General features: G+C 48.1%; 11 protein-coding genes. 2 read left to right on the plus strand and 9 right to left on the minus strand.

The annotated features are described in order from the left end of the window. Nucleotides 1–2: 2 nt before the first annotated feature. The 4 genes from QGP82_RS18115 to QGP82_RS18130 form a co-directional block, all read right to left on the minus strand. On the minus strand, nt 3–2138 hold the full coding sequence (locus tag QGP82_RS18115) for a DNA polymerase III subunit gamma/tau (RefSeq protein WP_499060570.1): 2136 nt from the start codon (nt 2136–2138) through the stop codon (nt 3–5). 90 nt (nt 2139–2228) lie between these two features. Continuing rightward, nucleotides 2229–2720, minus strand: coding sequence for an ATP-binding protein (locus QGP82_RS18120; RefSeq protein ID WP_499060571.1), 492 nt, complete (start codon nt 2718–2720; stop codon nt 2229–2231). Between the two features lie 846 nt (nt 2721–3566). Then, complete coding sequence (gene nblB / locus QGP82_RS18125) at nt 3567–4238, minus strand: phycobilisome degradation protein NblB (protein WP_163662873.1); 672 nt, start codon at nt 4236–4238, stop codon at nt 3567–3569. A 35-nt stretch (nt 4239–4273) separates the two neighbouring features. Continuing rightward, on the minus strand, nt 4274–4768 hold the full coding sequence (locus QGP82_RS18130) for a CBS domain-containing protein (RefSeq protein WP_499060572.1): 495 nt from the start codon (nt 4766–4768) through the stop codon (nt 4274–4276). Between the two features lie 471 nt (nt 4769–5239). Between QGP82_RS18130 and QGP82_RS18135 the strand changes: the two genes are divergently transcribed. After that, entirely contained in the window at nt 5240–6595 is a 1356-nt protein-coding gene (locus QGP82_RS18135; RefSeq protein ID WP_499060573.1) for an MFS transporter, read from the plus strand. A 75-nt stretch (nt 6596–6670) separates the two neighbouring features. Here the strand turns inward: QGP82_RS18135 and trpD are convergent, their stop codons facing one another. From trpD to QGP82_RS18155, 4 genes are all read right to left on the minus strand, one after another. Next, entirely contained in the window at nt 6671–7723 is a 1053-nt protein-coding gene (gene trpD, locus QGP82_RS18140; RefSeq protein ID WP_499060574.1) for an anthranilate phosphoribosyltransferase, read from the minus strand. Between the two features lie 275 nt (nt 7724–7998). After that, on the minus strand, nt 7999–10992 hold the full coding sequence (gene pruA / locus QGP82_RS18145; RefSeq protein WP_499060575.1) for an L-glutamate gamma-semialdehyde dehydrogenase: 2994 nt from the start codon (nt 10990–10992) through the stop codon (nt 7999–8001). Nucleotides 10993–11508: 516 nt separating this feature from the next. Further along, a complete protein-coding gene (locus tag QGP82_RS18150) occupies nt 11509–12498 on the minus strand; it encodes an ankyrin repeat domain-containing protein (RefSeq protein WP_499060576.1) in 990 nt (329 codons plus the stop codon). A gap of 93 nt (nt 12499–12591) precedes the next feature. Beyond that, complete coding sequence (locus QGP82_RS18155; protein WP_499060577.1) at nt 12592–13140, minus strand: HD domain-containing protein; 549 nt, start codon at nt 13138–13140, stop codon at nt 12592–12594. A 99-nt stretch (nt 13141–13239) separates the two neighbouring features. Here QGP82_RS18155 and QGP82_RS18160 point away from each other — a divergent pair, with 99 nt between their 5' ends. Further along, entirely contained in the window at nt 13240–14460 is a 1221-nt protein-coding gene (locus tag QGP82_RS18160; protein ID WP_499060578.1) for a pre-peptidase C-terminal domain-containing protein, read from the plus strand. A gap of 40 nt (nt 14461–14500) precedes the next feature. Here QGP82_RS18160 and QGP82_RS18165 read toward each other — a convergent pair whose 3' ends face one another. Beyond that, nucleotides 14501–16324 carry an ABC transporter ATP-binding protein gene (locus QGP82_RS18165; protein WP_499060579.1) on the minus strand — a complete coding sequence of 608 codons (1824 nt, stop codon included), beginning with the start codon at nt 16322–16324 and terminating at the stop codon, nt 14501–14503. Nucleotides 16325–16389: the final 65 nt, after the last annotated feature.

Consider the following 16389-nt stretch of genomic DNA (forward strand, 5'->3'; position numbering starts at 1 on the left):
CTCTAAAACGGGACATCAGGACCAGGTTCCGCAGATGGTGTAGAGGGAACTTCCGTCGCCTCATCATCCAGGTTAACAATCTGGCCATTAAAGAATTGAGCAAAGCTTTTGACACTGCGGTCCAGTTCGTTTTCTCCTTGCCATTCATTAGCTGCAATAGACGCGTTGCTGGCTGTAGAAGTGGGTGGCGGCGGAGCTGGAGGAGAGGGAGTCGCTGTAACAGATGCTGCCACAGCGGGTTGTGGCGACGCAGGCGTATCAGCAAGTCTAGGAGAAGAAGTGGTGCTAGCGCTATGGGGCGTTGGCTTAGAGAGTGGCGATGGCGTCGAAACCGGTGGTGGCGAAACCGGTGGTGGCGACACTGATGGCACCACAGTTGGTGGCGATGTCGGTACAGCAGCAGGGGCAGCCGCTTGCTCTTCCGCTGCAACTACCATCGTTACTCGGATTTTATGGCCGAAAACTTTTTCAAACGCAATCTCGACATTACTTAATCGATCTTGAGCCATGCGCATCAACGGCTGAGACCGAATACCGACCGTTGCCTCTACACCATCACAGGTCAGTAACTTGGCTTGCTGACGCATCAGAACCTTTGTACCAAAGGGCTGTAGTTGAGTCACAATTTTGGCCCAAATATCATTGATACTGCCCATGGCAGGGGCATCGGCCATCGCAGAAGGTTGTTCAACCGAATTGTTAACAGCAGACGTAGGCTGAGGGATATGAGCGTCAGTAGGAGCAGGCCGAGCATTCACAACCGATGCGCCCTTTGCGGCCTTATCCTCCTGAGGTTTTGGCTGTGGCTCTGGCTCATGAGCAACCACATTCTTCTGCGGTTCACTTTGAGGTTTAGGTACTGGTGTTGGGGCTACTGTAGTAGCTTTTTCTTCTGGTGTATGCTTCTGAGCAACAATGGGTGGTTCAGCCACAGGCGGGGGTGAACTGATTGCTTTTGGCATAGACGGTTGAGCCATGGATTGAGTCACCGCTGGTGCAGTCACCACTGGTGCAGTCACCACTGGTGTCGCCACATTTACCTGCCCCAACGCTGAGGGCAATAGGCCCATTAGAGTGATTTCTAACCAAAGCCTGGGCTGAGTTGTATTTTTGACTTGTACTTCGGCAGCTCGCAGATGCTGTTGACTCGACAGCAACAATGGCAATGGCAAAGCCTGGGCAAAGTTCACCATCTCGGCCCAAACAGGCGGGGTAATTGCCACTAAATCACGGCGCTCACCAGCGGTTTTTGCAATCAAAAGATCTCGGTAAAAGGCCACCAGGCTTTGCAACACCATCAGAGGTTCACGGCCCCGATCCATTAATTGACGGGCCAAAATCAGAACTTGGGCACCGTCGTCAGCACTCACTGCCTGGACTAGGGCAAGCAAATCACGTTCAGAAACGGCTCCCACCAGATCCCACACCGCTTCAATGGTAATTTCACCATCGAGGAGACCTAGCTGGTCGAGCAAACTTTCGGCATCACGCAATCCCCCTTGGGAAAGCTGCGCTACTAGTTGCAAAGCATCAGGAGCAATGGCAATCGCCTCTTGCTGAGCAATGTAATTTAAGTGCTGAACCATCGCATCTAAGGGAATGCGACGAAAGTCAAACCGTTGACAGCGGGAAATAATCGTGGGTAACACCCGCTGGGGATCAGTGGTGGCTAGTACAAATACAACGTGGGGTGGGGGCTCTTCTAAGGTTTTAAGTAGAGCATTAAACGCCGCTGTACTAAGCATATGTACCTCGTCCAGCACATATAACTTATGACGACACTGCACTGGGGCAAACTGGGCTCGTTCAATCAGCTCACGGATATTATCAACACCCGTATTACTAGCCGCATCGATTTCAACAATGTCTAGGGAGGCACCAACGGTAATTTCACGACAGACCTGACACTGACCGCAGGGGGCAGATGTAGGTACCTCACTACTTAAGCAGTTCAGTGACTTGGCTAAAATACGAGCACTGGAGGTTTTGCCGGTTCCCCTAGGGCCACAAAAAAGATAGGCCGGAGCAATGCGATTTTGCTGAAGGGCATTGGAAAGGGTTGTTGCGATCGCACCCTGCCCAACAAGCTGGGCAAACGTTTGAGGACGATATTTGTGATGCAGCGGTTCGTAGGCCATAGATGCTAATGTCCTACATCAAGCAAAGACGCAAACAGATCATGCCTTACCAAATAACAGGCATACCAATTATAAAAGCTTCAGACTCATTCAGCCCATGGCAACGGTGCCTTTAGCACCCCGTAAATCTTGCCACCAGAGCAACCAGTTCGGTCGACGCCGTAAACGCTTACAAAGGTGAACTTCATTGCCCTTAGGAGACCAATGAACCTGATCAAAAATTTGATGCAGGATAAACAGACCACGACCACAGTCGCCCAGGCTATCACCATCTGAACCGTCATCAGGGCAAATACGACAGCCATGGGGTATTTCAAACCCATTCCCCTGGTCCGTGATGATCCACCAATAACAGCCCTGGACCTCAGCATATTGAACAGAAACATGCTTACTTGGGTCCAGACTATTGCCATGCTTTGCGGCATTGACCAAAGCCTCTTGCAAACCTAAACGTAGCTCATCACGCATCTGTGATGGCGCATGCTCCAATAACGTATCAATGACTGGATACAGATATAGAGTCGAGGCAAAACTAAGTTTGTCCCACTTAACTCCATTGGATAATGTCATCGCACTAACCATGCAATCAATCCCCAACACCAAGTCTGCCTATATTGCTGGCAGCCCTAAAATCAACACAAACTTTAGCCTTAAAAATTAAACTTGAACTATCTATACGAAAGTAAAAACAGTTTTTAAATGGATGTAAGCAATCCGTACTACAGGGAATTAATAAGCCTTCTTGCACACATCTAATATATCAGATATGCAATAACTCAAACCGAAAAACAGAAAAAACTATCGAACCAATTGCTACTTTCATGTTTTCTAAGGCTTAGATAAAAATATTTTTTATTTCACTTCCGCTTTAGATTCAGCCTTTAGAACTGAATCATTTTTTTCGACATAAACGATATGTATTAGCTTGCTGTAGTTACTCTTTGCAAGTTCTAAGATGCATACCAGGCAAGCGATTAACCCATAAGCTAAGATTGGCAACATGCGAAAGAACGATGGGGTATGCCATAAACAATAGGACGTTATCTATAGCCCAAAAGCTCAGTCTCAAAAAGTTTCTGGTTAATCTCTGATTAAGGGCTAACCATCAGAAATTCAAGCTAAATTATGTCGCAACCGGAGCACATCAAATTAATACTAAGTAATTTCAACCAGGCATCTGTTCGTAACATTTAACAACCCGTTTTATAGTCCGAACAAATACGGTTGATATTTTTCAATTTTACTTAATTTCTTATTGAAGATGCACCAATAAAAATTTACTAGTTTTTAAATATATGGATACGGCTTAAAGCGACTCACAACGATGCGTCAGTCGCTCAAAAACTAAGGAAAATAATAGTTAGCAGTCGCAACGATTTCCGAGCTATCTTCAGCTAGGCTTATCATCGTAGGACGCACAGTCTCGGCTTATGGCAAATAATATTTAGCAGCCTCAGCAACGATTTCCGAGCTGTCTTCAGCTAGGCTCATCATCGCAGGACGCACAGTCTCGGCTTGAGGGCTATCTAAAAAATGACTGAGTGCTTGGGCAACACGATGGCGAACTTGCCAATCATCACTGCCTACAAAATCTAACAGCAGCGGCACTGCACGAGGGTCTTTGAGCTCACCAAGGGCCCCAATAGCAGTCAACGCAATCAAATTGGTTTCTGACTTCAGTGCCTGCTGTAACAGGTCAAAAGCACGAGCCACACCCAGTTCTCCCAAACAAGCAACAATGCTCATTTGCACAATCCATTCCGATGTATTGTTGTAGGCGGTCGCCAAATCATCATAGGCTTCCACCAAATGTAAGGCCCCAAGAGCATCTGCCGCTGCTGCTTGCACATCCGCTTCTGGATCGTGGAATAGTGCTCCTCGCAATATCGTAAGCGCAGTGTCTCTATCTTGGCTCCCTAAGGAAGAAAATTGACTGATGGCGGCATAGCGGACCCGTGAGCTGCTGTCACTCACGACAGCTTGAATGAGCTCAAACGCAACTGCCGGATCAATATTCCGCAGTAAATTGACCGCTCGCAACCGCTGACCTAAATCTTCAGATGCTAGCTGTTGTTTTATTTGATCTGGCGAGATGCCCATAGGTTAAAAATGCATGTGAAATACGTACATGCATTTTAGGTGTATTGCTGAGCCAGTTCACGCACAATGTCACCACGGGTCAGAATGCCAATAACGTGTCTGTCATCATCAACAACCACTAATCGACGAATTTGTTTGTCATGCATGAGCTGAGCAGCCCGCTGCAAGTCGTCATCAGCCTGCACCACGGTCACCTTACGAGACATCACATCAGCAACAGTCTGCCCTAAAGCCTTATGCAATTCTTGACTGTAGCGAGCGGGATTAGTCAAATACACAATACTATCCAGCAACATGACATAGGCGGGCAACGACGCACCACTCACCTGCCACATCAAATCAGTTTCAGAAATCTCCCCAACAGCTTCTCCAGTAGCATCAACCACAGGCAAGCCACTAATCCGATGGGTAGCCAGCAGCTGAATTGCATCCTTGAGGGACATCTCTGGTGTAGCCATCAAAGGAGGCGCTGTCATCATCTCACCAACGGTCTTAGTTGCCGTTGTCGTCAAGACTGTCTTGCTGGCCATAGAGCACTATATCAAAGACTACTTATATATTCCATTGTAGAAACGGTTTCCGGGGAAAGCACGACTGATTCAAAGGACGTTACATAGAGATATATATTCGCAACAAAATAATTAATCAGGCTTTAATTAGAATAGATATTGACAATTTATGGTAAAGATTTTTCTGTGAATGGATATCAACTTATGCTGAGAAATGTTGGCTAGAAGAGTAGTCAGGGGTCAGAATCCAGTACTGCACTGACTTCTGACCCCTGACTACTCTCTTTGGGAGAACGTTCTGCCTTAAGTTGGTGCCCCTGGACATTGTTTGTTCAGCATTGTGTGTACAAGCAAAACAAAATTGTTCCTTAAAAATTGTCAACATCGTCCATAACCTGCCCTAACGCTATGGCTTGCTGATTGGCTGTGGCAATTTACGTTGTTTATGTTTAACCACACAATTAAATCTGCCGCTAAGTCCATGGCAATGCCATGGTAGAAGTTACCCAAATCGTTTCTCAAGCATCTCTTTCCCCAGAAGACTCCCCCACGTTGCATCAACCATACAATTTGGGTGCTTTATGGAATATGAGCTTTGGCTTCCTTGGCATCCAGTTTGGCTGGGGCTTGCAAATGGCCAACGGTAGCGCCATTTTTGAATCCCTGGGCGCAACCCCTCATCAGCTCCCCCTACTGTGGCTGGCTGCGCCCATGAGTGGTCTGTTGATACAGCCTGTGATTGGCTATTGGAGCGATCGCACCCATACACCGCTCGGGCGACGGCGACCCTACTTTTTAGGGGGCGCTCTCCTAAGTTCGATCGCGCTAATTCTGCTGCCCAATGCATCGAGCCTATGGATAGCGGCAGGGCTGCTTTGGCTGCTAGATGCATCCGCTAACGTCAGCATGACCCCATTTCGCTCATTTGTGGCGGACTTGGTGCCCACAGAGCAGCAAACCCAGGGGTTTATTGTACAAAGTCTGCTCTGTGGCCTTGGGGCAGTACTGGCATCAGCCATGCCGTGGTTGATAGCCCACCTGAATAACGACCCCTTCAGTGAGTTAGATACTGCCGCCATGGCAGGCCATATTCCGCTGTCGATTAAGTTGTCCTTTTATTTAGGGGCAGCGGTGTTTTTGGGGACCGTGGTGTGGACCGTGCTGACAACACCAGAGTCAAACGATATTAAGCCATCCTCGGCTTCTGAAGACGGTATGGTCAAACAAATTTGGGATGCGATCGCAACCATGCCGCCCACAATGCGACATCTGGCTTGGGTGCAATGCTTTAGCTGGCTAGGGGTATTTTGCATGTTCCTTTATTTGCCCCCAGCCATCGCCCATCATATTTTTGGTGCTGTGCCAGGTACACCACTTTATGCCAAAAGTGTTGAATGGTCAGGCATTTGTTTAGCAGTCGACAATCTGGTGTGTTGTGTTGCCGCTCTAGGTATTTATAGTGTTGTTGCGAGGTTAGGAGAACGCCACACCCACAGTCTTAGTCTGCTGTGTGGTGCTATTGGATTAATCTCCATTAACTGGATTCATCAGCCAGAATTCTTATTATTGCCGATGATTGGCGTAGGCATTGCCATCGCCAGCATGCATTCACTACCCTATGCGCTACTAACTAAATCCATTCCACCAGAAAAAAATTGCCTCTACATGGGCATTTTCAACTGCTTTATTGTGCTCCCCGAGATTGTTGCCTCTTTAGGGCTGGGTTGGGTGATGACCTGTTTCGGTTGCGATCGGATTAGTATTGTCGTCCTTGGCGGTTTCTCAATGGCCATTGCAGCCATTTTGGCGCAATGGATTCCCCATCAGCAGGAAAACCTTATGCCATAAGTTCCATGGCATAAATCTTAGGGTGGGCATAGCCCACCCTAAGATTTATGAGTAATTATTCTCACGTTGTTGTTTTTAATTTTTCAAGAAAGCGACTAGTTGCTCTAACTTGTCCCAAGCGGCACCGCTGGCAATAATCTCTTTTGCTTTGATAACACCTTGAGCGCAGGCAGCTTCAAAGGTATCACCTGTCACCACTTCCCCCACTTGCAAGGCCAGAGAGGCATTTAGGGCCACAGCTTCCTGCTGAGCCTGGGTACCTTTACCCTGAAGTACATTACGCAGGATGGTCATGTTTTCTTCTAGTTCACCACCCCGCAGAGCACCAATATCAGCATGGGCTAACCCCAAACGTTTTGGATCGATCACCTGAGTAGTCACCTGACCATTGGCTAAGACAGCCACATCCGTTGCATCCCCCAATCCAGCTTCATCCAAACCCTCGCGACCATGGAGCACCATGGCTTGCCCCATCCCTAACTGGTTCAACGCTTCGGCCATGGTAGAAATGACCGCTGGGTCGAATACACCAATGACCTGTCCCGTAGGCCGCAAGGGGTTAACCAATGGCCCCAGCAAGTTAAAAACCGTGCGAATTTTCAACGTACCGCGAAGGGGCGCAACGGCCTTCATTGCTGGGTGCCAACCACGGGCAAACAGGAATGTCACCCCCACTTCCTTAACCGCTGCTTTAGCTTTTTCAGGGGATGTACTAAGGTCTACACCTAAACCTTCCAGCACATCAGCCGAGCCCACCTTGCTAGATGCTGAGCGATTACCATGCTTTACCACTGGGATACCGGCAGCAGCGGCCACAAACGTCACGGCGGTGGAAATATTAAATGTAGAGGCACCATCTCCACCAGTGCCACAGGTATCGATGCGGGGTGTGGGCAACGAATCATCGGCCTCCATGCCACCTAGGGACTGCCCTTGTAAGACATGGGCCATACCCGCTAGTTCATTAGCGGAGAAGCCCTTGGATTGTAAGGCCGCCAGGATCGCTCCGGACATGATCGGATCAATCGATTCTGTCAACCATCCTTGCATCAGTGATTCAGCTTGATCGACTGAGAGGGAGTGCTTATCAATGAGCTGCTGTAACAGGCTGGACCAGTTAGTTGTCATTGCGGTAGGGCGTTTAAGACTTCAGTCAATAACGCTACTACAGAAGCGGGGTAAGCGACCTGTTTCTTAACAAGGGATTGATGGTTGCTGCATCCATAGTGTCTATGTAGCGGACATGAGTATTCTGAATTAAGAGAAACTATCTATTGGGCACCTCGATTGATTGATTTTTTGGAAGGGCACAGAGTTACTATGTCATTAAGTTAGAAGACTATTGTGATTGAACCACTCTGTATAGGGGTACTTGTTTTATATTTTTTCACCCGCAAAGAACACTAATCAAACCCATCAATCGGAGCAAAGCCTTGACGTTGAATATTTTCTGTCACTACGCGAGGCTCCAAAAATTGAAGAAGATAATCAGCACCACCAGCTTTTGAACCAACACCAGAGAGCTTAAAACCACCAAAAGGCTGGCGAGCAACAATGGCACCCGTAATCCCTCGATTAATATAGAGATTACCAACATCAAAAGTAGTTTGAGCTTGTTCTATATGGGCAGGAGTACGAGAATAGAGCCCCCCCGTGAGGGCGTAGTCAGTATTGTTAGCAATAGTCAACCCTTCTTCAAACGTTTTCGCCGAGATAACAGCAACGACAGGGCCGAAGATTTCTTGTTGAGCAATCTGCGCATCGGGAGAAACATTAATAAAAATAGTAGGACCAATAAAGTAACCAAAATCGGGAGGTTCGATTGAGAGAGCCAAACTACCCTCTTTTCTACCAATCTCAATAAATTTCTGAATTCGTTGTTGGGATACGGCATCAATCACCGGACCCACCTTAGTGTCAGGATAATCTGCGGCTCCTACATTAAGAGAACGAGTAGCCTCGACCAGACGCTGAACAAATGTCTCATAGATAGTCTCTAAAACAATCACCCGTGAGCAAGCAGAACATTTTTGACCACTGTAGCCAAAGGCAGACTGCACCACACCTTGCACCGCTTGATCCAGGTCGGCACTAGAATCGACAATAATGGCGTTTTTGCCCCCCATTTCAGCAATGACTCGTTTGAGGTGATGCTGGCCAGGTTTCAGCTGAGCAGCATCTGCATAAATACGACAACCCACCTCCCTGGACCCCGTAAATGCAATCAGGTGAATGTCGGGATGTTGAACGAGATGGGCCCCTACGGTCGAACCTTTAGCAAATAACAGTTGGAAAACACCTGGAGGGAAACCGGCTGCGATTAAAATCTCAGCCAGTTTAGCAGCAATAATTGCGGAATTTTCAGCAGGTTTGAGCAAGGTGCAATTACCAGTGACAAGGGCAGCAACGGTCATGCCAGTTGCGATCGCAAGCGGAAAATTCCACGGCGAAATTACCAGCGCAATCCCCCTTGGGAAATAGCGATATCGATTTGTCTCCCCAGGCAGATCAGCTGCTTTTCCCTGCTCCAGCCGCTCCATCTCATCAGCATAATAATGACAGAAATCGATCGCTTCTGACACTTCCGCATCCGCCTCTCGCAACGGTTTACCGACCTCTAAAACAATCCAGGCAACCAATTCTGCACGGCGAGCTGCCATCAATTCACCTGCACGATGCAGACAGGCGATTCGTTCTGAAACTGGGGTATGTCGCCAGCTGGCAACGGCAGCCTTAGCAGCGGCAACAGCCATATCCGCCTGGTTCGTATCCAGCAAGCCAATCTGCCCCACAATCTCGACAGGATTCGAAGGGTTCACCGACGGCACCAGGATTTCCGTTGGTAGGTATTGCCCATTCACCCAAGACCAATGGGTTTGGCCCAACTGATTACGAACCTGAGTTAGTGCCTGCTGGGCCGTTTGTCTGGCCAATCGCTGCGCATAGTCAGTATCGGGAGCATTGGCAAATTGTTCCACAGGGACAGGGTCAGCAGGTTGCACATCGACTTCGGCAAAGGTGGGTTTAGCCAGGAGATCTTCTATCGGTGTTGCGTCTAACCTTTGCCGCAGGAATGAGGTATTGGCGGTGTTCTCCAGCAGGCGACGAATCAGGTAGGCCATGCCAGGGATGAGTTTACCGTAGGGGCAATAGACACGGACACGATAGTCGCGCTTGGCTAGAGCAACAGCAAGCTTATCGGCCATGCCATAAAGAACTTGCAGCTCAATGCAGCGTTTGGGAATTTGCAGGGCATCGGCAATGGCCATGGCATGGGCTTGCGATCGCACATTATGGCTACCAATCGCGGCGTACACTACCTGATGATTTTCCAACAGTAGCTGAGTCATCCGTTCAAAATTGGCATCGGTCGAAACTTTATGACGATAAACCGGCGGTGCCCAGCCATGCTGGATAGCCTTGATCATCTCCTGGTCCCAATAGGCCCCTTTAACAAGCCTGACGGTGAGGGGAGTACCGCGCTCAGCCACCCACTGAAGAATCTCTTTCAAGTCTTGATAACTGTCTCTTAAATAAGCCTGTTGGGTCATTCCAATATCGCTACGCTGACGAAATTCATCTTCCATCAACACATCTTTCAGAATTGCCAGGGTAAGATCTTTGTAGACATATTGTTCCATGTCAAAATGGACAGCGATACCTAACTCCCCAGCTTTCCGCAACAATTTGCGGACACGTTCGCTAACCTTAGTTTGGGTGCCGATGGGGTCTAGAGGATCAAATTGGGAATAAAAGGCCGTTAGCTTGACTGAAACTTGAGCGTTGGGTAGGCGTTCCCTTCGACTTCGCTCAAGGGACACCGGCTGAGTAGGAAAGCGTGTAGCCAATTGTTCCATTAACAACAAATAACGATTGAGATAATCTTCGGCTTCTGTTTCAGTAATAACAGCTTCACCCAATAGATCGAGGGTAAAGGTGAGATTTTGTTTTTTAAGGTGCTTTAAACTCTTAAAAACTTGGTCGATCGTTTCGCCTGCAATATATTTTTTGGCCAGTGTGGCAACTGTTGTGGAGAAGGTGGTGGCCGCCAGATGACCAGGCACTGAATCGGGTTGGGTAAAGTTGAGCAGCGCTTTGAGGGGGGCGGGTAGCTCAACGATGTCTTGCCCTAGATAATCATCCATATGACGGGCGATTTCGGTTTTATCGGAGAGGGCCGGGAGGCAGTCGATCAGGCGAAATAATTGAACGCGCAGGCCAGGATTGGCCATGGCGAAGCCGAGTAGCTGGTCGTGGAGTTGGATGCGATCGCGAATTTGCCCGAGCCAACCCTGGCGCTCTTGGGTTTGAGCCAGCAGCTCTTTGGCAATGGTTTGGGTGGTAGTTTCGTAGGCAGGAGCAGCGGTGGGTGTGGTGGGTGTACCTTGGACGACCATGGGGTTGACCTCCGATTGTGCGAGTGCCTACTTCCCATTGTGTTCACTAGCTAAAGTTTTGTTTGTATTTTCTGCTGCTTTGTTGCAAACGGATAGTTTTGTTTACATTAACCTCTACAATTCAGCCGCCTGGAAAATATCATCCGTCATCAGCTCTAGTTCAGGAAAAACAGATGAGTGCAACTGCTGTCCTGGCTAGCTCAGCTAGAAATAGTTATTGTGGTGACGTAACGAAGATTTCAAACAGTAGGTCGGGTTGAATTTATGAAACCCGACTTGCCGAAATCTCCCAATGCCAACCTTTAGGAATGAATGGTGTACATTTATTCGATCGCAATTGTTCATTGGTAAATTGCGATCGCGAGGACAATTGGCGGGGTGTTGGGTTTCGCAGGCTCAACGCCAACCTACGGGTCTCGGCGATATGCGTGATTTGGAGGGAATATATAAAATTTGCAATTTCTGTGTGTCGGTAATTTGCCAATGGTTGAGATACATGCAATCTCAATTCATCGGTTAATGATCGCGAGAACAATTGGCGGGGTGTTGGGTTTCGCAGGCCCAACTATCATTCTCGATTGAGACTTCAAGAGGCGTTTTGCCCTTTTTGTTTTCAAGATTTGTGTCTGCACCATTGTCAACTAATATTTTTGCAACCTCATCATGATTTGACATAGCTGCATAATGCAGTGGTGTATTTCCTCTATTATCTCTGACATTAATATCGGCTTTAACATCGATCAGGAACTCAACCATCTTGACGTGATTTAATTTAGCAGGGAGGTGAAGTGCAGTTTGTCCTGTTCGACTATTTTTTGCATCAACAGAAATGCCTTGCTCATATAGAAAGTTGACGAGTTGTATATGATTTTTAGATGCCGCACCTGCTAATGCAGACTCATAGATCCTTTCCAGATGAACGCCTTTTTCAAATAGAACCCTGAATATCGCCAGATCTCCGTCAAGGGCTGCGCCAACAATTCGACTTTCATCAAACTCATAGATAGTATTTTCATTCTCCAAAAACAATGTTAAAAACTCGGGTCGATTGTATACGATTGTAAGATTGAGAGGTGAAGCAGATACATTGTCTGCCCAGTTCACATTTGCTCCATTCTCAAACAACAACTTTGTGATTTCAAAATTTCCCGCTCTGACTGACACATCCAAGGCTGTTGTTCCAGTACTCGAATCCATAATAATCGGTACATATGGACGTTTTTTGCCAGCATCGACATTAACTCCTAAGTCAATCAGCTTAGACACGACTTCATAGTTTTCCTTTTCTGTCGCACACATAATTAATGGTGTACGACCTAGATAAGCTGAGGGACTTCCACCAGTGCTCAAATAGGTATTGAGCACTTCTATGTTTTCACACGACTGGGAGAGTGGCCCAATATTGACGAGGCCAAGTATTCCCCAGCGAAACCGATAAAATCCGAGGACTAGGGCAATGAAGACCAGAAAGACAATCCGTCTTCTAGTAGCTTGGGATACTGGCATATCATGAAGCCTAAAATCAATTTAGAACTACAGCTAAGCAACAGCTTATACAAGCCTAGTTATAAACTTAGCACCCACGGGTAGCATTTTCCTTCACATCGCACCATACACCCCATAGGCAACAATCTTCTCTGCCAACCGTTGCGCCAACCACGCATTCGCCTCCCCCAACGCCTCCAAAATCATCTCTGCCTCAACTCCATACTGCCGAATCTTTTCCACTCCCCAATGCTTCGGCGGTTTCTGCAAATTACTAATGCGATCCGCCAGTTTCACCATCCATACCGCCTCAGGTTGCTGCCGAATCCGCTGCAAACTATCTGCCATCTGCGCCTCCTTCGGCAGCGCAGAATCCTTACTCAAGGCTAACACCCCAGCCGCCACGTCTGGCCCAAACTCAGCCGCAATCACCCCATAGGTCACCGTCGTATCCTCAATCGTGTCGTGTAACAGTGCACACTGCACCGCTAAATCCGGCTGCTGCACCGTCGGTGTCGCCGCAATGGCCCGCATCACCTCCATGGCCACATTTCCCAAATGGTTAATGTACGGTCGTTCCGTCCCCGGTACCCGCTGCCCCCTATGGGCATCTGCCGCAAAATTCCACGCCTTGGTATACATATCCGGAGTCCATAGGGTCATTACAAAACACCCACAATACAAATAAAGTTGATAGGCTCAGGGCACACTACCTACAGACTAGTTACAACACAAGTATTCTCCATTGAGGAAACTACCATAGTGCCCCCCATAACTCAGCGTGTATCGTCTTTATCATTACTTGCCTTGGTCCTGGCTATGCTGATGGCAAAACCAGCGGTCTCCCAAACCACCCTGCGCATTATGGCTGCCAACACGAGCAGTGGCAATCGCCAATCGTACGATCCAGGCGAAGGTACTCGCATCTTTCAAGGATTAACACCCGACATTGTTTTAATCCAAGAATTTAACATTGGCAATAACTCTGATAGCGACATTACAGCCTGGGTTAAAAGCACCTTTGGAGACGAGTTCTCTTATTACAGAGAAGACGATGCCCAAATCCCCAACGGTGTCATCAGCCGCTATCCCATCCTTGATTCGGGGGAATGGGATGACCCCGCCGTCAGCAACCGTGACTTTGCCTGGGCCAAGATTGATCTGCCGGGGGACCAAGATCTATGGGCCATCAGCGTTCACTTTCTCACCCGGAGTGCAAATACACGCAATATTCAAGCCAATGCTTTAATCGAGTTTGTTGAAGATAATGTGCCTAACGAAGACTTATTGGTCATTGGTGGAGATCTAAATACTCGTAATATCACAGAAACCGCATTGCGAACTCTAGGAACGGTGGTCAATACTCGCCCTCCCTATCCCGTGGATCAAAATGGGGATGGCGATACTAATTCAAGCCGTCGTCGTCCCTATGATTGGGTTTTTGCCGATGTTGATTTGCAAGAATATGAAGTGCCCGTCACCATTGGAGAGAATACATTTTCTAATGGTCTAGTTTTTGACAGCCGTGTTTATTCTCCCCTATCAGATGTCGCACCTGTTCGTCGCAACGACAGCGGTGCCCGCAACATGCAACATATGGCCGTCATCAGAGACTTTGTGATTGCTGAAGAGACCGGTATCGCGCCTCCACTGATAAGCTGCCAACCAATCACAGGCAGAGTTAGCAACGGCGAATGGCAACATTATTATATTGATGTACCTGATGGGACAGCTCAACTGGAGTTGCAAATGCTCGGCACCGAAGCAGCAGCGGGTGATGTGGACCTGTATGTGAGGAAAGACGACAAACCCACCCTGGGTAGATATGACTTTCGTCCCTGGTTAAATGGTAGTGACGAAACGATTACCGTGCACAGTCAAACTCGGCCAGCCTTGAGCAGTGGTCTTTGGTATGTTGGCACCTATGGCTATTGGGGTGGGGAGTATTCGCTAACGGCAATCGTCGACAGTTGCGAAGAGTAAACTGGGCAAGGGAGATGGATGCCTTGCAATACCAGGGCACTTATTGGCCCAACATTTGTAACTTATACAAACTTGCATAGAGACCATCTGCGGCTAATAGTTCATCGTGGCTACCCTGTTCTGCCAGATGCCCTTGTTTCAACACTAAAATGCGGTCCACATTGCGAATTGTAGATAGGCGGTGGGCAATTATTATTGCTGTTCGGTTCTCCAATAGCGTATTTAAGGCCGACTGAATCTTCGCCTCTGTGCCCACATCCAGGTTTGCGGTTGCCTCATCCAACACCAGAATGCCAGGGTTCCGGATCGCTGCACGGGCAAAGGCCAATAGCTGTTTTTCACCACCGGAAAGATTAGTGCCTCGCTCTCGTAACAGGGTGTCATAGCCTTGGGGTAATTGTTCGATAAAGCTGGCCACATTGGTGGATTCGGCGGCATAGCGAATCTGCGCCGGAGTGTATTCTTCACCCAAGGTGATATTGCTACTTACGTCTCCAGAGAAGATAAATCCATCTTGCAAAATGATGGCCATGCGCTGGCGCAAATCGCTCTGGGCCAGGTCACGAATATCAACGCCATCGAGCAAAATTTGGCCATCGTTGACTTCATACAGGCGACAAAGCAAGCGAATAATTGAACTTTTTCCGGCTCCTGTTGGCCCGACCAATGCCACTTTCTCACCGGGGCGAATGGTGAAATCTAAATCACGTAAAACATATTCATCGGCCTTATAACCAAAGTTCACATGGTTAAAGCGAATCTCACCGGGTAAGACATTATCGTTCTCGTCAGTGGGTTCGGGCAACACTGCCGGATCATCACTATCTTTAATGTCGATCGGTTCATCTAACAAATCGTTCAAACGCTCAACCGCAGTAAATCCAGCTTGAATGGCGGTGAATTTATCGGCAAACTGACGCAGTGGTTCGAATAACCGCTGGGCAAACAGGATAAACGTGGTTAGGGTGCCGATTTCCATGTTCTCGCCCAGCACTAGCCAACCACCAAAACCAAGAACACTGGCGATCGCAACCAACGCGATCCATTCCAATGTGGCTGATACCGCCGAATCGTAAAAGATGGTGCGATCCACCGCCAGCATGTAACGTTCATTGGTAGTTCGAAACAGATTGGCATTAAAATTCTCACGCCGGAATAGCTGAACTACTTCAATGCCGGCAATATTCTCCTGTAAATTTGAATTCAGTGCCGACAGCTCCTCACGGGCCTGATAATTGGCTTTGCGATACTGTTGCTGAAAATAAATAATAATGGCTGTCACAGGCACCAGCAACAACATCAGCATCAAGCCCAAGCGCCAGTCGATCAGCAACATGAGCACCACCGACACCACGATCGAAAACATGTCGCTAAAGATGCCGATTGCCCCGGTGGAAAACACATCTCCCAAGGCATTGACATCGCTAGTCAAACGGGTGATCAGCCGCCCCACAGGCGTGCGATCAAAAAATCGCATCGATAGGGCCATGACATGGTGAAACATGTCATTACGAATATTGCGGGTGATGTCCTGCCCCACCTTCTGCACCAAAAAACTCTGCCAGCCATCCAGGGCTAGTCGGGTGCCTATGCATAACAGCAACAGCACAATCAGGATATTTAATCCTTCTTGCAGAGACCGCTCTGTTAAAAAGCTCCAGGCTCCAGATTCTTGGCCAACGAGCGAAATCGCTTGACCAATTAGTACTGGCTGAAATGCCTGAGCAAAGGCCAGTGGAACCAGTAAAAGCAGGGGTAAAACTAGGTGCCTTTTCTCCCGAAGAATATAGGGGAGAAGGCGCTGGAAAAGTTGCCAATCGTAAGTTGAACCCTTGCGGGGAGTTGTGACGGAAGGAGAAACCATTGGGGTGAGAAAGAAGGGAAGAAGGGCACACATCGGTGCGCCCCTACAAACAACGGTCAAAAAAC

Source organism: Leptothoe sp. LEGE 181152 (genome assembly GCF_032906605.1).
Classification (GTDB): domain Bacteria; phylum Cyanobacteriota; class Cyanobacteriia; order Phormidesmidales; family Phormidesmidaceae; genus Leptothoe; species Leptothoe turfae.

Bases quoted from the DNA above. Each gene is read 5' to 3' on its own strand.
- QGP82_RS18115 (WP_499060570.1), bottom strand. From the start codon at position 2,138: ATGGCCTACGAACCGCTGCATCACAAATATCGTCCTCAAACGTTTGCC.
- QGP82_RS18120 (WP_499060571.1), bottom strand. From the start codon at position 2,720: ATGGTTAGTGCGATGACATTATCCAATGGAGTTAAGTGGGACAAACTT.
- nblB (WP_163662873.1), bottom strand. From the start codon at position 4,238: ATGGGCATCTCGCCAGATCAAATAAAACAACAGCTAGCATCTGAAGAT.
- QGP82_RS18130 (WP_499060572.1), bottom strand. From the start codon at position 4,768: ATGGCCAGCAAGACAGTCTTGACGACAACGGCAACTAAGACCGTTGGT.
- QGP82_RS18135 (WP_499060573.1), top strand. From the start codon at position 5,240: ATGGTAGAAGTTACCCAAATCGTTTCTCAAGCATCTCTTTCCCCAGAA.
- trpD (WP_499060574.1), bottom strand. From the start codon at position 7,723: ATGACAACTAACTGGTCCAGCCTGTTACAGCAGCTCATTGATAAGCAC.
- pruA (WP_499060575.1), bottom strand. From the start codon at position 10,992: ATGGTCGTCCAAGGTACACCCACCACACCCACCGCTGCTCCTGCCTAC.
- QGP82_RS18150 (WP_499060576.1), bottom strand. From the start codon at position 12,498: ATGCCAGTATCCCAAGCTACTAGAAGACGGATTGTCTTTCTGGTCTTC.
- QGP82_RS18155 (WP_499060577.1), bottom strand. From the start codon at position 13,140: ATGACCCTATGGACTCCGGATATGTATACCAAGGCGTGGAATTTTGCG.
- QGP82_RS18165 (WP_499060579.1), bottom strand. From the start codon at position 16,324: ATGGTTTCTCCTTCCGTCACAACTCCCCGCAAGGGTTCAACTTACGAT.